Here is a 14,223-nt window from a genome sequence, read left to right as displayed (position 1 = left end):
CTGTTGACTGTTGACTGTTGACAGAAGGAAGAGGTAAAAGTAATTTGTAAGGTGCGCCGCAGCGCACCGTGGTTTTTAAATTATTAAGGAGAATGATTATGTCAAATTCAACTCAAAAGCGAGAAGTTTTAGTCGCCCTTGATGCTGAATTCGCCGATCAAATAGACCGACTTACTGATAATTGGACGGAGGCGATAGAGCAGGCTCTCCGTCTCTGGTACGCTAAGCAAATCGAAGATAAGTTGCGGAAATTTTATCAAAACCGCAGCAAAGCAGATATTGAGGATGAAAAAGAATGGTTTAATTTGGTAGAGGAACAGATAGAAGAAACATGGAGCAGCGATGGACTCTAACTCAAAAGCGAACACTTATCCTCGCCAAGGTGAGATTTACCTTTCAAGAGCTTTGCGCCAGTTAGGAGATACCAAAAAAAGACCTGTAGTTGTGGTTTCCCCCGATATCCGCAACGAGTTTACTGATTCTGTCATTGTTGTTCCTTTCACCAGTAACCTTGCAGGAGTAGAAAATCCTACTCGTGTCTTGATTCCTGCAGGTGAGGGAGGATTGCAAGCTGATTCTCTAGCTGTATGTGAAAACGTTTCTGCTTTGCGGCAGACATTCCTAGAACAAGGCCCTTACGGTCAACTTAGTGCGGATGTCCTAGCAAGAATTCAGAGGGCTGTACAAGTGTCGATCGGCATTTATGAACTTTGAATGTTTCGGAAATTCTAAAATTTGTTACAATCTGTAAAAATACTGGAAAGGATAGGTAAAATGCGGGTTGCGATCGCAGGTGCGGGACTGGCTGGAATGACCACAGCAGTCGATTTAGTGGAGGCCGGCCACGAAGTAGAAATTTTTGAGTCCCGCCCCTTTGTCGGCGGCAAAGTCGGCAGTTGGGTAGATCCCGACGGCAATCACGTTGAAATGGGTTTGCACGTCTTCTTCGGCTGCTACTATAACTTATTTGCCCTGATGAAAAAAGTGGGAGCTTTTGACGATTTGCTCCTCAAAGAACACGTCCACACTTTTATCAATCGAGGCGGCGAAACTGGTTCTTTGGATTTTCGCTTCCCCGTCGGTGCTCCGTTTCACGGATTGAAGGCATTTTTCACTACATCCCAGCTATCCGTACAAGACAAAATTCAAAATGCGATCGCCCTGGGAACTAGCCCGATCGTCCGAGGTTTGATAGACTTTGACGGGGCAATGAAAACTATCCGCGATTTGGATAAAATTAGCTTCGCTGACTGGTTCCGCAGCCAAGGTGGCAACCAAAACTCGCTCAAAAGAATGTGGAATCCGATCGCCTACGCACTGGGTTTTATCGACACTGAAAATATTTCAGCCCGGTGTATGTTGACAATATTTCAATTCTTTGCATCCAAAACCGAAGCCTCTGTCATGCGGATGCTGGCCGGTTCTCCCAACGAATATTTGCACAAACCAATTGTGGAATATTTGGAAAATAAAGGAGCCAAAATTTACACGCGGCGCAGAGTCCGAGAAATTCAGTTTGAAGAAGGCGAAGAAACCCGCGTGACAGGCTTGGTAGTAGCTAACGGCGAAACAGAAGAAAATATTACCGCAGACGCTTACGTTTTCGCCTGCGACGTGCCGGGAATTCAGAAAATATTGCCCCCAGCTTGGCGCAAATGGTCGGAATTTGACAACATTTATAAATTAGATGCGGTGCCGGTGGCGACTGTACAATTGCGGTTCGACGGTTGGGTAACGGAACTGGAAGACGAAGCCAAGCGCAAACAGTTGAGCCATGCTGTAGGAATCGATAATTTGCTATATTCAGCAGATGCAGATTTTTCTTGTTTTGCAGATTTGGCGCTGACAAGTCCCAAGGATTATTATCAAGAAGGACAAGGTTCGCTGTTGCAGTTGGTGCTGACACCGGGAGATCCGTTTATCAAACAAAGCAATGAGGCGATCGCCCAACACGTACTCAAGCAAGTTCAGGATTTATTCCCCTCAGCGCGGGAATTAAATATGACTTGGTACAGTGTAGTGAAGCTCGCTCAATCTTTGTATCGCGAAGCACCGGGAATGGATGTTTTCCGCCCTGCTCAAAAAACGCCGATCGCCAATTTCTTTCTAGCAGGAAGTTACACTCAGCAAGACTACATTGATAGCATGGAAGGAGCGACACTTTCAGGCCATCAAGCGGCTAAGGCAATTCTCGAAGCTTACGGTCATTAGTCATTAGTCCTCTCTCGTTTTCTCTGGTTCCCAGGCTATGCCTGGGAACCAGAAAGAAACAATTCTTCAATCTAAAATCTAAAATCTAAAATCTAAAATCGCATGACTGATTGGTTAGAACACAGTGTCCAAGTAGAAGTGGCAATTCCCATCGAATTAGCGTGGCAACTCTGGTCAGATTTAGAGCAAATGCCGCGCTGGATGAAGTGGATAGAATCTGTTCATGTTCTCGAAGAAGATCCAGAATTGTCTCGCTGGAAACTCGCAACTGGCGGGTTAGAATTTAGCTGGCTTTCTCGGATTCTCAAATTAGTGCCGAATCAGATAATTCAGTGGGAATCGGTAGACGGCTTACCAAATCGAGGTGCGGTAAGATTTTACGATCGCAAAGACAGCAGTATCGTCAAGCTGACAGTGGCTTACGGAATTCCCGGCTGGCTGGGAAAATTGATGGATAACCTATTTCTCGGCCGCGTGGTTGAATCGACAATTCAGGCTGACTTGGAAAGGTTTAAAGAGTATGCTCTGAAGGTGAAAGCGACATCTTAAATTATGAGGAATAAACTCATGACTACAAACTGGTTATTAGTCATGACTTTAGTTTTTTAAGTTCTAATTTAGGACTTATGCACCAGAACCAAGAAACCGGGTTTTTGAACCGAGATTGAAAGTTGGAAGCAAATATATTGGTTAAAAACTCGGTTGCTGTTCGCCCGTGCGTCCAGGACTATAATTGTAACGCGAGAGTCGATCGCCCTTTTGCCTCAGTATCATAGAGAGATGCTGCTGATTCCTTCTCGGTTCAGTTATGAGTTACTGCCTAAACCCCACCTGTCAAAAGCCGCAAAATGCCGACCGTACCCAATTCTGCCTGAATTGCGGCTCCAAACTGTTGCTCAGAGAGCGTTACCGCGCCATCAAACCCCTCGGGCGCGGCGGTTTCGGCCGCACTTTTTTAGCAGTAGATGAAGACAAACCCTCAAAACCGCGCTGTGCAATTAAACAGTTTTTCCCCCTATCTCAAGGTACCAGCAGCAGCGAGAAAGCAGCAGAATTATTCAACCGAGAAGCGGTGCGGCTGGACGAGTTGGGGAAACACCCGCAAATTCCCGAACTGCTGGCGCACTTTCAGCAGGAACGCTATCAGTATTTGGTACAGGAATTTATAGAAGGTCACAATTTACAGGAAGAGTTGGTGCGGACTGGGCCTTTCAGCGAAAGCCAGATTCTCAGTCTGCTGAAGGATTTATTGCCAGTATTGCAGTTCGTGCACGATCGCAGTGTAATTCACCGAGATATTAAACCGCCCAATATTATCCGCCGCATTTCTCAAACTCCCATCCTTTATACTTACCCAACATTAACTGGGGAATTAGTTTTAGTTGATTTTGGCGCTGCAAAAGTTGTGGAGGGTTTGAGAGAAACCGGTACAGTCATCGGTTCTCCCGAATTCGTCGCGCCGGAACAAATTAGAGGTCAAGCGGTTTATGCCAGCGATTTGTACAGTTTGGGAGTAACTTGCATTTATTTGCTGACTCAAATATCTCCTTTTGATTTGTTCGATATCAATCAAGATGCTTGGGTTTGGCGAGACTTTTTGAAGGTTCAAATCGATCCGAAATTAAGCCGCATCCTCGACAAAATGATCGAACCGAGTCTCAGCCGCCGCTACAAATCTGTAGCTGAAGTCTTGAAAGATTTGCAGTCGGCGGGGGCGGGCACGGGGGCACAGCCTCTACCAGCGCCTAAAATTTCCGTGCCGCAGAGGACGGCTGCGGTGCAGAATGCTGTGCCGCCAACGGTTGCAGGCACAATTATACCTGTGCCGCGGATGCAGCAGGCCCGGCCCGCACGCGCGCCTACTTGGAGGTGCGTTCATACTCTGGTAGGGCATTCTAGTGCTGTCACGTCGGTAGCTTTCAGTCCCGACGGCGCGACTTTAGCTAGCGGCAGTGAGGACAAGACGATCGAGATGTGGAAGTTGGATGCGGGTAAGCGGTGGTACACTCTTACGGGTCATTCTGACTGGGTGACTTGTGTGGCGTTTAGTCCTGATGGGGCGACTTTGGCTAGTGGCGGCCGGGACAAAACAATTCAAATTTGGGATTTGAATAAGGGTAAGTGGTGGTACGCTTTGCGGGGTCACGAAGACAGGGTTTATGCTGTGGCATTCAGTCGGGACGGTCAGGTTTTGGCTAGCGGCAGTCGGGACAAAACTGTGCAGTTGTGGAATTTGAATAAGGGAAGGCGGATGTCGGCTTTGACGGGTCACGCTGGCGGGGTGGAGGCTGTGGCTTTTAGTCCTGGCGGGGAGTTGTTGGCAAGTGGCAGTCGGGACAAGACTGTGCAGTTGTGGGATTGGCAAAATGGTCGATCGATTTGTACTCTGGCAGAGCACGGGGATTGGGTGCGGGCGATCGTTTTTGCTGCGAACTCGCCCAGCCCCCCTTTGGTAAGGGGGGGAGTAGGAGAAGGATTGATTTTAGCTAGCGGGAGTCGGGATGGTACGGCGAAGCTGTGGCGGGTGGATGCACGGGGGCGAGGAACGCTGTTGCGGAGTATGAGGGACAATTCTGGGGATGTTTTGTGTGTGGCGTTTAGTCCCGATGGTCTGGTTTTGGCGACGGGGAGTCGGGATGGCACGATTTATTTGTGGGATGCCGGCACGGGGGGTTTGCTGGAAATTCTGACGGGCCACGGGGAGGAGGTTTTGTCGGTGGCGTTTAGTCCCGATGGAAGGAGTTTGGCTAGCGGTGCGGGCGATCGAACTGTGAAAATTTGGCGGGGGATTGGGGATTAGGGGCGATGTCAAGAGTGCCAGCCTAAAAAATCTTATATTTATGCTTGACAGGCGATCGAATGTTCTGCTACATTAGGAATTCGTGAGGACGCATAGCTCAGTTGGTTAGAGCACTACGTTGACATCGTAGGGGTCACTGGTTCGAGTCCAGTTGTGTCCATGAATTTCCATGCTTTAGCGCTCAAAGGTTTTAGGTTTGCCCTCCTAGCAAAAGTTCCGTTTTCCGCTCATCTGTCGCTCAATCTTGCTCTTGAACATAGCTAAGTATTTCCAAAACCACCTCCATATCTGCCAAGTCCGCCCTGGATTTTTTGCGCCGCGCTTTTAACTGGTTGAGTAAGTCGGCCGGCTCTGGAAATTCTGCGACGGTCGGAGCCAAGGTTTTATTTTCTTCCCGATCGCGCGTCACGGTCGCAAGTTCTTCCTTCAAATTCTGAACTTCCAAACCCAAGTCACCATTCCGCTCGTGTAACTGATTCAGTTCCTTGTCCCATTCTGCAAGTTGCTTGTTGGCTGCTTTCAATTCCTGCCTGAGTGATTCATCGTTGCCGTCACTCAGGCACTCAATTTTCCCAGCCGTTCCTCAATGGCGGCCATCCGCTCCATTACGGGGTCAAGGCGATCGGCTACAGCCTTGTCTACAGTGTCTACAATATTTGTAGACATGACGCTATCATTGCTTCGTGTAGACAAATCTGTAGACACTGTAGACAGCGCGTTAGTATCGCTTGGCGTAGACATTGTAGACAGCGTTGTAGACATACTTGATATTTCCTTGAGAATGCGTTGTGCAGATTGACTCACCGACTCACCCTCTAGTCTTTGAGCCTCTATCCAGTTGAGGAAGTGACCGGAAGCCCTGAACGATACGACTTGACTTTGACTCATTGTAGACACCTGTAGACAGCATTTGTCTACAATAACTGATAACTGTCTACAGTGTCAACACTTTGTAGACAAAAGTTGTATACACGAAAATCCCCCAATTAAGGGGGATAGGATTGAGCCGTCAGTTGTCAGGCAGCGGCTAAATTTCTCCTTGGAGACGGATGAGTTCAGTAATTCGATCGCGAACGGCTTCCACTTCTCCTTCCAACCACTGAGCAATCGTAGCTATGTCGTATTTTTTGCCCGGTGCCTGCCAGCCAAACATTTGTGTTTGGAGAGTTTGTAGTTGTTCTGGGTAGTATTCGTGCCACCACACCAGTGCTATGTCTCGCATCGCCTGGGCATCTTCGGGAGTAATTTTCCGAGTTAATAGCTGAGGTTGCGGTAGCAGTTCTGCTAACTTCCGCCGCTCGTCATCGGTAAGTTGAGGGAGTAAATTGCAGACTTGACTGAAAGGTGAGGAAATTGTGGAGCCATTGGAGCCAGCGCTCTGTGTAAGGGTTTTTGGGGAGCCAACTGTGGAGCCAGTATTGTTTGGCTCCACAGTTGGCTCCACAGTATCCCTTGCTCTGTCTACTGGCTCCAATGGCTCCACAGTTTTTGTGGAAGTTTGCACAAATCCAATTCCAAGCAGATATCTTTGGTTCCTCCGCTCCATGTCATCTCGTTCGCAATAGCGACACACTTGGAGTTTAGGGAAAATCTCGCTAAACCTTGACCCCAACTGGTTTATAGCTTTTACAGGAGCGTCATACTTACTAGGAAGTTCATTCCAAATCAACTTCTCCTTGGTGCCGCTAGTCTCTCTCTCTAGAATCCCTGCATCCTCATACCAAGCTTGCAACCGCTCCCACAAATCTTTAACCCAGACACGACCGCCAGACTGAACCTCCAAACCAACCTCGCGGGCAAACTGCCACAAGTGCCGACTTCCCTCCTGAGCTTCCCGCATCGCCTCACGGGTTGCCTTGTAGTCAATCCCCTCTTTCAGTAGCAGTGGCAACCGCTCCAACATCTTGTTGAGCATCGCCGGTGCAATCCGCTCAAGGATAAAGTTCTCATCATCCTTGAAACGTGGGTCAGCTTCCAACTCACCCTGAGACGGGTCAGCGTTGTGCTTGTATGTTTTCTCAAAACTCAGGATGCTGTAGCGGTCATCAATGGCGGCCGTCCCTCCAGTGATAGAGGGGAGTTTGTTGCAGTTGGCGAGAAAGATGGCCGCAGGCTTGTACTCATAACCATCCTTGCCCTTGCGTTCAATATCAATGATGTCGCCTGTGATTAACTGCTTAAGACTCTGGATTGTGTCTAAATCTATTTTTGGGGTATTCTCCGAAGCCCAGTTACAGATACTTCCTTCAATCCCTGCCAGAGAAAACTTGCGGCCATTGTCATAGGATTTGAAGTCTGACAGCGACTTCCCGGTCATCCCCCGCCCAAAGACAGCAGACAACACAGCCCGCAATGTATCTTTACCGTTAGACCCCTCGCCGTGGCACAGCAAACCTTTAACGCCCCGTCCCGTCAGCTTGGAGCGGACAAGCTTCAAATTCAACGCAGCAGCAGCAGTCCGCAAAAATACCTCACGCTGCGACGGCTCCAAGCATTCCAAAAGGCGATCGCAATCAGTCGGGTCAATATCGGGGTCATACTTGCAGCCGACATAGGTATAGACCTGGTTAGGGTCATGTGGCACAAACGAGTGAGAACCATCAGGGTTAATTTTCACTACCCCGTTAGAGCAGTTCAAACCGTCAGGATTTATCTTGTTTGGGTCAACCCAGTTCTGATCGATAACCCACTTCAGAATCTCAGTTCCGTTACTAGACCTAGCTCGGTTGTTGACCCAAACACCCTTTACCTTCTCCGCATAGGTATTGAGCCAGCCACCTATGCGGCGCTTTTCCTCGGATTCCGATCGCAATTCGTAGTGACTGCCGACATAGCGATAAAGTTGACCTCCAATAGCTTTCCAGTGACCGTCTGAGTAAAGTGCAGCCTCTGCCTTCTGTACGAAGTTTTGCAGTGCAGTCGGTGCGGTGTCTGGGATGTAGTCGTTTGCACTACTGTCATACTTCTGGCATACTACTTCTTCTCGCGTGCGCGGGTGAGGAGTTAGAGAAATAGAAGTAATTGATTCCGTTGCAGCGTCGTTGACTGCTTCTTCTACCCGCCGAATGAATTCCTCACTATCTATGGCTTCCAAGATTTCTCTGATGTCTCCCGCCTCTGGAATATTTGGGTAGATGACACGCGGGTCAACAACCACGCAAGGGAGCTGAATGTGACGGGCAACCAGCCAAACTTCTTGACCCTTCTTGATACCCGCGTCATCGTTATCGCGAATTACTCCGACCACGACGTTTTTGCCTGTCGCTTGCAGAGTTTCGAGCATTATCTGAATTTCAGGATGACTCCAGTTAGAACCTTGCAGAGTTAGTCCTGCAAGACCGATACTTCTGGCACGGTCTACGTTGTCTTCTCCTTCCAGCATCGGAACGAGGACGGGTTCACCGTCTGGTAGTGCTTCTAGTAGTTCGATAACCTCCTTAATCCGATATGCCGGCCAACGAGTATCGCCCTTGCTCCAGACTTCCTTGCCACTATGGTCTATGTGAATTTGGCGGCAAGTTTTGTCGCGTCCCTTTGGCTTGCTTGTATCGGGCCAATCAAACCGCAAAACCTTTTGAGTGTCGCTGTAGGCGTAGGTGATTTGTGTGGCACTGTCTGGAACGCCTTTGGGAACGTATTTGGGTTGTTCGGCGCGAGATGGTTTTCCGGGTGCGGGTAATCTCAGAAGTTTCGCGCCGATCGGAATCGGTACGGGTCGGTATTCCTTCTTTTTGGCTTTTGGCTTCGATGCTTGTGGTGCGGGCTTGTCCTCTTTGCACTCTGCTAAAAATTCAGCCAGTGGCCGGATAGCTTCCCGAATATCAGCGGTTGAGCAAGCGTTCGTCCAGCATTGGTACTTGCCGTTCTTGGAGTTAATCCCTAAGCTATGACCTTCGCAGACAGGGCAAGTGTAGTAATTTTTGGCTTTGCCTGGTTCCAGTTTGTCGAGATGGTCGCGGATGTCGAATTTTTTGGGGGTGCTTGAAGTTTGCTCGTTATCTGGAGTAGAATTGTCGTACATAAATTTGGCTCGCCCCTTAGACGAGTTGAATGTGGATAAACCCTCAAAACCGTTGCGCTCAGGTCTCAATTGAAAGCAGCGGTTTTTTGGTGTCTAGAATTTGTTGAAAATTTAGAGCATAGGAGAGACCGCCCCGCGAGTTAAATTGCGGGTGCGATTAAGCTGTCGTTACGGGCACAGCCACCTATTTCAACGTCAGGCAGTGGCACAAAACCCTTTGGCGGGCCATTGCAAGAAGGTTCTGGCTGCGACAGCAGTAAACGACTGAGGAAGCTTCGGAATGTAGTCCGACTTACAAGGAAGCGCAGAAACGTGTCAGGGGTTTTGTCCCAAAAAGCCTTGATGGAGCAAAACTTTACTTTGCGGAACGACCACAGGAGATGGCGGTTTCCCCAAAGAAGGTGCTCAAAGGATTTGTCCATGCTCCGCTTGTCCTTGAGTTGGCGGAGAAGTTGCTCGTTAGAAACCTGAATCAGAACTGTCCAGAGCGCTAGACTGTGGGCCTTGTACTTTCGCTCCTTTGCCAAATGGAACGTCAACGGCAACCCACCGAGGATGCCGCGAACTATTAATCGCTCTGTCAGCTCTACAAGTTTTTTCCTCTCTGCCGAACACTTTAAGCACATCGTTTTATTCTAGCCGCTAGCCTGAAAACGGAAAAAACACGAACCGGAAACGTAAAAAAACTCACTCGTCGGATTTAAAGGTAAAAGCAATCGACGACCAGCTCGTAACGCGGAGTTTAGCGCCGCCAAGTCAGAGGGACTTTTGTCTGAAAATTCGGAGGAATTTTACCCTTATTTCCCTAACCAGTCTCTACCACGTGGGTATTAACATCCACGAGTGATTTTTTTTGGAGAGAAACGTAGACAGAGAGCGGGTTCCAGAAAAAGCAGTTTTTGGGGTAAAGTAGGGCGATTTTCACCCCCCCGACTAAGCCTTTGTACTTACTCTCCCTGACCACCCAAAACCGCATCCCACGGTCGAGGTTGTGGTTCCCCCGGTGTTGGTGTTGGCGGGGCTGCTACCCCAAGCTGGGGTAATTGCAAGTCGTTGAGGTAGTAAGCGTACTGATTGCTATCCCCTCGTTGCGGGTAGAACTTGCCGTTAGTTTTCCAGAAGAAATCTTTACCTCGCAAAACCGCCAGAACTAACTCTATTTCTGACTTAGTACCAGTCAATCTTAAGGCTGCTGTGGTTGGTACGTTTGGCTGCTTAGTCATCACCTTCCCCTTTCACAAACGGCATCAAGAATTCATATTCAGCCTTCGCGTCCCGGTAAGCTTGGCTACTGCCTGCACTAACTCCCCAAACTTCTTTAAGGATTTTATTCTTGCCAGTGATGCCCTTGGCGTGGCATTGCAGAATTAGTTCGATTTGTTCGCGCTGCCTAGTGGATAAATTCACTACTGCGAGTTCGCCAGAATCGCTAGAAGTCTGATTCAGTAGCAATTCTAGTGATTCTCTTATCGAATCGAGTTCTGCCTCTTGTTCGTCGGTTCGTTCGTTTGTTGCCAGAATTTGTTCTGCTTCCTGTTGTCTTTGTTTCTGAGAAATGTATACGCTTGTCGAGATTTCATCCACCACATCGGCGGTAATTGCCCGCTCTTTAATTGCCTCAATCTCCCCTTGTTCTGACAGTTTGCGGGCGATGTTGCCAGCGGTAACAGCACAAGCAATCGCAGCACACAAGCTGACACCTTGCAGTGCTTTGTGAATGTCTAGCTTTTTGTCCAGGGCTGCTAGTGGAGTCAACCACAGCACTACAGAGGACGCACTCAACACAAATAATTTTAGCTGCATAGAAATACCCCCAAACCAATCAGCAGCATCACCAAACCGCCGATTAGAAGCGCTTGTAAATCAGCCACTGAAATCTTAAGCAGTTTACTCAGGGAATAGTCAAGCAACCAACTAAGCCCCCAAGCAATCGCAGTCGCTGCTAACAAGAATAAAACGGCTTTCATTGCCATCGGATGCAGACTCGCTATCCACCCCAAAAGGGAGAAAGCGACGCATCCGGCAACGAAGTAGTTAGCCAGATACATCGCTTTCATTTAGTTAGCCCCTCCCGTCAGTTTGGCTTTAATCGCATCAATCCGAGTGCGGGCATCGCTGTCAGCTTTGTCAATCCCTAAACCCAGTCGAGCGTAACCGGGACGCAAACTGTGTAAGTGCTTAGCCAGTCGAGTGTCTGAGCGTTTTTTGCCCAGTTCATTATCGGCGACAACACCCTCATATTTGCGGTGATGGCGGTGAACTTTAGCGTCGGCTTCTTCAATTTTTGCCAGTGCTTCATAGGCGCGTTTAGACTGTTTTGCACCGTCTGTTTTCTCCTTTGCCAAATCCTTCACCGCGTCGGCTTCATCTTTGGAAAAGTAGCGCGGTGCTGGCACAACTGGCACACTACGGATGCTGGAAAAATTACCAGGATTTAGCGGTGTGATGACGCTTGCATCAGTGCTTGCCAAAACTTTTGATTTGTCGATTGCGTGTCCGCCGTCGTTGCTGGCAGTGAGTTTGCCAGCATCAGAATTACCGCCGAAAAGGCGTAGTTGTAAGCTCATAATTTTGTCCCGATTTGAATGTTGATACGAACAGGAGAGGGAAATAAATTCAGGGGATTGATTTGTCGCCACATAGGGCTTGCTGAATCAGTGAGAAAAGTAAACAGTGTATGGGTTTTCCGAACAAAAAAGTAGTAAGGGTCGCCGTGAAAAACAGGTATAATCAGTCAAAACCCGTGCATCACCACCTGCGATCGTGTATAGAAAAGCTGAGCTTGCCCCAAGCTCCCCATCCGACTTTGAACTCCCCTTTGAAGGAAGATTGTCAGAAGATAACCGTTGGGTAAAAATGACCCAACTAATTCCTTGGTTAGAATTTGAATCAGAATATGCTGCAAATTTTCCGACCGAAATGGGAGCACCCGCTTGCATCATTTAGGATGGCATTAGGGGCATTAATTATCAAAGAAAAGCTGGGAATCAGCGACATAGAAACAGTAGAACAGATCCGAGAAAACCCATACCTGCAATACTTTATAGGTCAATCAACATACAGTAATGAACCCCCATTTGATCCATCATTATTAGTCCACTTTCGGCAGCGAATCAGTGCAAACTTAATCAAGAAAGTGAACGAACGGATGGTGGAAAAAATGCGCGAAACCACCCCAAAACCGCCCGAAAAAAAAAAGGATTCGGACGCAAAAAATGAATTAACCAATCAAGGAAAATTAGTCATAGATGCGACCTGTGCTCCAGCAGATATTAGCTATCCCACCGACTTAGGGCTATTAAACCGAGCCAGAGTTCATACCGAAAAAATCATCGATATTCTCTATAAATCCCTCAAAGTAAAAATCAATAAAAAACCCAGAACCTACCGGAAAATAGCCAGGAAAGACTACTTAGCAGTAGCAAAACAACGACGACCTAAACGAAACAAAAAAATCCAAGCCCTTAAAAAACAACTGCAATATATCAAAAGAAACCTCGCTAATATTGAACAGCTAATCGAATCAGGTGCCACCCTACAAAGTTTGACCAAAAAGCAATATAAAACCTTGCTAGTTCTCACAGAAGTCTATCGCCAACAACTCTGGTTATTGGAAAATAAAAAACAGAGTATATCGGACAGTTGGGGTAAGTTTAAGCCAACCGCACATCCGTCCCATTGTTAGAGGAAAAGCAGGAAAACCCGTAGAGTTTGGAGCTAAACTGTCAGCGAGTTGCAGTGAAGGATATGTATTTTTAGACCGGATAAGTTGGGATAACTTTAACGAATCAGGAGACTTAAAAGCACTCATTTGAAGCATTTAAAATTTACACAGGATGCTATCCAGAATCAGTCCATGCCGATCGCATTTATCGAACCAGGGAAAATCGAGCCTGGTGTAAAGAAAGAGGAATTAGAATTAGTGGCCCCCCTTTAGGAAGGCCACCAGCAATTGTTAGTAAGGAAACCAAGAAACAAGCCTGGGAAGATGAAAGAATTCGTAACTCTATTGAGGGCAAATTTGGACAAGGTAAAAGAAGATTTAGCTTGAATCGAGTGATGGCAAAGCTTGATAATACTTCGGAAACAGCTATTGCTATTACTTTTTTAGTGATGAACCTTGCTACCTGGTTAAGACGGGTTTTTTGTGTGTTTTTATGTCAAAAACCAAAAATCACACCTATTTATGGTTCAATGATTATTAAAAGCTATAACTGGGCAAGTTATAGTCAACAAAAAGTTATGTTTTGCCGAGCTTGAATTGCCCATTAATTGCGATCGCGATTTTTCCTAACTTATTCAGTAAGCCCCACATAGACATAGCCAGTACAAACACCCCCGTCGATGCGAGTATGAGTGCGATGAGTTGCCCAAGGTCAACCCAGTCTAAAAAGCTAGTGGAATTCTGGCGGGTGAAGCCACACACAGGGAACGAACCGTCGTTAGTCCAATCTAGGGTGTCTACAGTGTCTACAGCTTGCGGGTCAAGCGGTTCAGGCGTGGTGTCTAGCGGTATGTCTACAGTGTCTACAGCTTGCGGGTCAAGCGGTTCAGGCGTGATGTCTAGCGGTATGTCTACAGTGTCTAGTGGCACGTCTAGCACTGTGTCAAGCGATTCACCGTCAACCAGGTAAAGTTCCAGCAGCGCTTCCCACGTAGCAGTTTTAGAAAGCTTCCCAAACTGCTTGGCGTCTTCATTGGTGAATCCACGGTCAAAGGCGATCGCCCTGAGTTTGTCAATGCGACGGTAGCTGATGGCGGGCTCAGTCATGGCTGACAAGCCTCAAGTCACCGCCGATTACCAAGTACTCATCGAAGCAGGGGTAAATAGAATCCGGGCCTTCGCCAGAAGTCCAATTAACTAGGTAAGCCCACTCACTTTGGGTTGGATGCCAAGAAACTCCAACGACTTCACCAAACTCGACACACTCTTTGTCGAACTCATCTATCCAGTGGTCGGAAATCTTGTCCCCGATAAGAAATTTCGGGCGGGGAAGTTGAGCAAAAATTGCTGGTGAAAATACAAATCGGTACAGACTGCTATTTGAGCGTCTTAGATTTTCGCGACGGGCTAAATCCTTCCAACTGAATAGATGTCCAAATTTTCGGACACGAGATTGCGTAAAGAATTGCGATCGTCCGTTGGGACAATCGGCTGAAAGTGGCATAATTTATAGGCTCCAAGCGTTGT

Annotated in this window: 15 protein-coding genes, 1 tRNA gene and 1 pseudogene; 7 read left to right on the top strand and 10 right to left on the bottom strand. The window is 47.7% G+C overall.

Annotated features, from left to right (window positions below; translation table 11 throughout):
- Positions 1 to 98 precede the first annotated feature (98 nt).
- The 6 genes from OSC7112_RS07350 to OSC7112_RS07325 all read left to right on the top strand — a co-directional run bounded on the left by OSC7112_RS07350 (position 99) and on the right by OSC7112_RS07325 (position 5,171).
- The gene (locus OSC7112_RS07350; protein ID WP_015175314.1) at positions 99 to 353 is read left to right on the top strand and encodes a hypothetical protein; all 255 of its coding nucleotides are present in this window, start codon (positions 99 to 101) and stop codon (positions 351 to 353) included.
- Entirely contained in the window at positions 343 to 714 is a 372-nt protein-coding gene (locus OSC7112_RS07345; RefSeq protein WP_015175313.1) for a type II toxin-antitoxin system PemK/MazF family toxin, read from the top strand. The genes OSC7112_RS07350 and OSC7112_RS07345 overlap by 11 nt, the downstream gene beginning before the upstream one ends.
- A 60-nt stretch (positions 715 to 774) precedes the next feature.
- Positions 775 to 2,211, top strand: a complete 1,437-nt coding sequence (zds, locus tag OSC7112_RS07340) for a 9,9'-di-cis-zeta-carotene desaturase (RefSeq protein ID WP_015175312.1) — start codon at positions 775 to 777, stop codon at positions 2,209 to 2,211.
- A gap of 102 nt (positions 2,212 to 2,313) precedes the next feature.
- Positions 2,314 to 2,760 (top strand): SRPBCC family protein, encoded by a 447-nt coding sequence (locus tag OSC7112_RS07335; RefSeq protein ID WP_015175311.1) that lies wholly within the window; start codon positions 2,314 to 2,316, stop codon positions 2,758 to 2,760.
- Positions 2,761 to 3,019: 259 nt separating this feature from the next.
- On the top strand, positions 3,020 to 5,011 hold the full coding sequence (locus OSC7112_RS07330; RefSeq protein ID WP_015175310.1) for a serine/threonine-protein kinase: 1,992 nt from the start codon (positions 3,020 to 3,022) through the stop codon (positions 5,009 to 5,011).
- Positions 5,012 to 5,097: 86 nt separating this feature from the next.
- Positions 5,098 to 5,171 (top strand) — tRNA-Val (locus tag OSC7112_RS07325).
- Positions 5,172 to 5,249: 78 nt separating this feature from the next.
- Here OSC7112_RS07325 and OSC7112_RS07320 read toward each other — a convergent pair.
- The 8 genes from OSC7112_RS07320 to OSC7112_RS07285 form a co-directional block, all read right to left on the bottom strand.
- Complete coding sequence (locus tag OSC7112_RS07320; protein ID WP_015175309.1) at positions 5,250 to 5,534, bottom strand: hypothetical protein; 285 nt, start codon at positions 5,532 to 5,534, stop codon at positions 5,250 to 5,252.
- 32 nt (positions 5,535 to 5,566) lie between these two features.
- Positions 5,567 to 5,899 (bottom strand): hypothetical protein, encoded by a 333-nt coding sequence (locus tag OSC7112_RS07315; RefSeq protein ID WP_015175308.1) that lies wholly within the window; start codon positions 5,897 to 5,899, stop codon positions 5,567 to 5,569.
- Positions 5,900 to 6,038: 139 nt separating this feature from the next.
- Positions 6,039 to 9,032 carry a DUF5906 domain-containing protein gene (locus OSC7112_RS07310; RefSeq protein WP_015175307.1) on the bottom strand — a complete coding sequence of 998 codons (2,994 nt, stop codon included), beginning with the start codon at positions 9,030 to 9,032 and terminating at the stop codon, positions 6,039 to 6,041.
- Between the two features lie 140 nt (positions 9,033 to 9,172).
- The gene (locus tag OSC7112_RS07305; protein WP_015175306.1) at positions 9,173 to 9,658 is read right to left on the bottom strand and encodes a hypothetical protein; all 486 of its coding nucleotides are present in this window, start codon (positions 9,656 to 9,658) and stop codon (positions 9,173 to 9,175) included.
- Positions 9,659 to 9,979: 321 nt separating this feature from the next.
- Positions 9,980 to 10,255 (bottom strand): hypothetical protein, encoded by a 276-nt coding sequence (locus tag OSC7112_RS07300; protein WP_015175305.1) that lies wholly within the window; start codon positions 10,253 to 10,255, stop codon positions 9,980 to 9,982.
- Positions 10,248 to 10,835, bottom strand: a complete 588-nt coding sequence (locus tag OSC7112_RS07295; protein WP_015175304.1) for a hypothetical protein — start codon at positions 10,833 to 10,835, stop codon at positions 10,248 to 10,250. Before OSC7112_RS07295 ends, OSC7112_RS07300 begins: the two co-directional genes overlap by 8 nt.
- On the bottom strand, positions 10,826 to 11,089 hold the full coding sequence (locus OSC7112_RS07290; RefSeq protein WP_015175303.1) for a hypothetical protein: 264 nt from the start codon (positions 11,087 to 11,089) through the stop codon (positions 10,826 to 10,828). Before OSC7112_RS07290 ends, OSC7112_RS07295 begins: the two co-directional genes overlap by 10 nt.
- A complete protein-coding gene (locus OSC7112_RS07285) occupies positions 11,090 to 11,599 on the bottom strand; it encodes a hypothetical protein (protein WP_015175302.1) in 510 nt (169 codons plus the stop codon).
- Positions 11,600 to 11,795: 196 nt separating this feature from the next.
- Here OSC7112_RS07285 and OSC7112_RS07280 point away from each other — a divergent pair.
- Positions 11,796 to 13,292, top strand: a pseudogene (locus OSC7112_RS07280) (IS5 family transposase).
- Here the strand turns inward: OSC7112_RS07280 and OSC7112_RS07275 are convergent.
- Positions 13,273 to 13,803 (bottom strand): hypothetical protein, encoded by a 531-nt coding sequence (locus OSC7112_RS07275; RefSeq protein ID WP_015175301.1) that lies wholly within the window; start codon positions 13,801 to 13,803, stop codon positions 13,273 to 13,275. The pseudogene OSC7112_RS07280 and the gene OSC7112_RS07275 overlap by 20 nt on opposite strands.
- Entirely contained in the window at positions 13,796 to 14,200 is a 405-nt protein-coding gene (locus OSC7112_RS07270) for a hypothetical protein (RefSeq protein ID WP_015175300.1), read from the bottom strand. The genes OSC7112_RS07275 and OSC7112_RS07270 overlap by 8 nt, the downstream gene beginning before the upstream one ends.
- Positions 14,201 to 14,223 lie beyond the last annotated feature (23 nt).

The sequence above is a fragment of the Oscillatoria nigro-viridis PCC 7112 genome, assembly GCF_000317475.1.
Taxonomy (GTDB): domain Bacteria; phylum Cyanobacteriota; class Cyanobacteriia; order Cyanobacteriales; family Microcoleaceae; genus Microcoleus; species Microcoleus nigroviridis.
The sequence above is the reverse complement of the archived record's forward strand: the minus strand, read 5'-3'. Positions and strand labels throughout refer to the sequence as shown.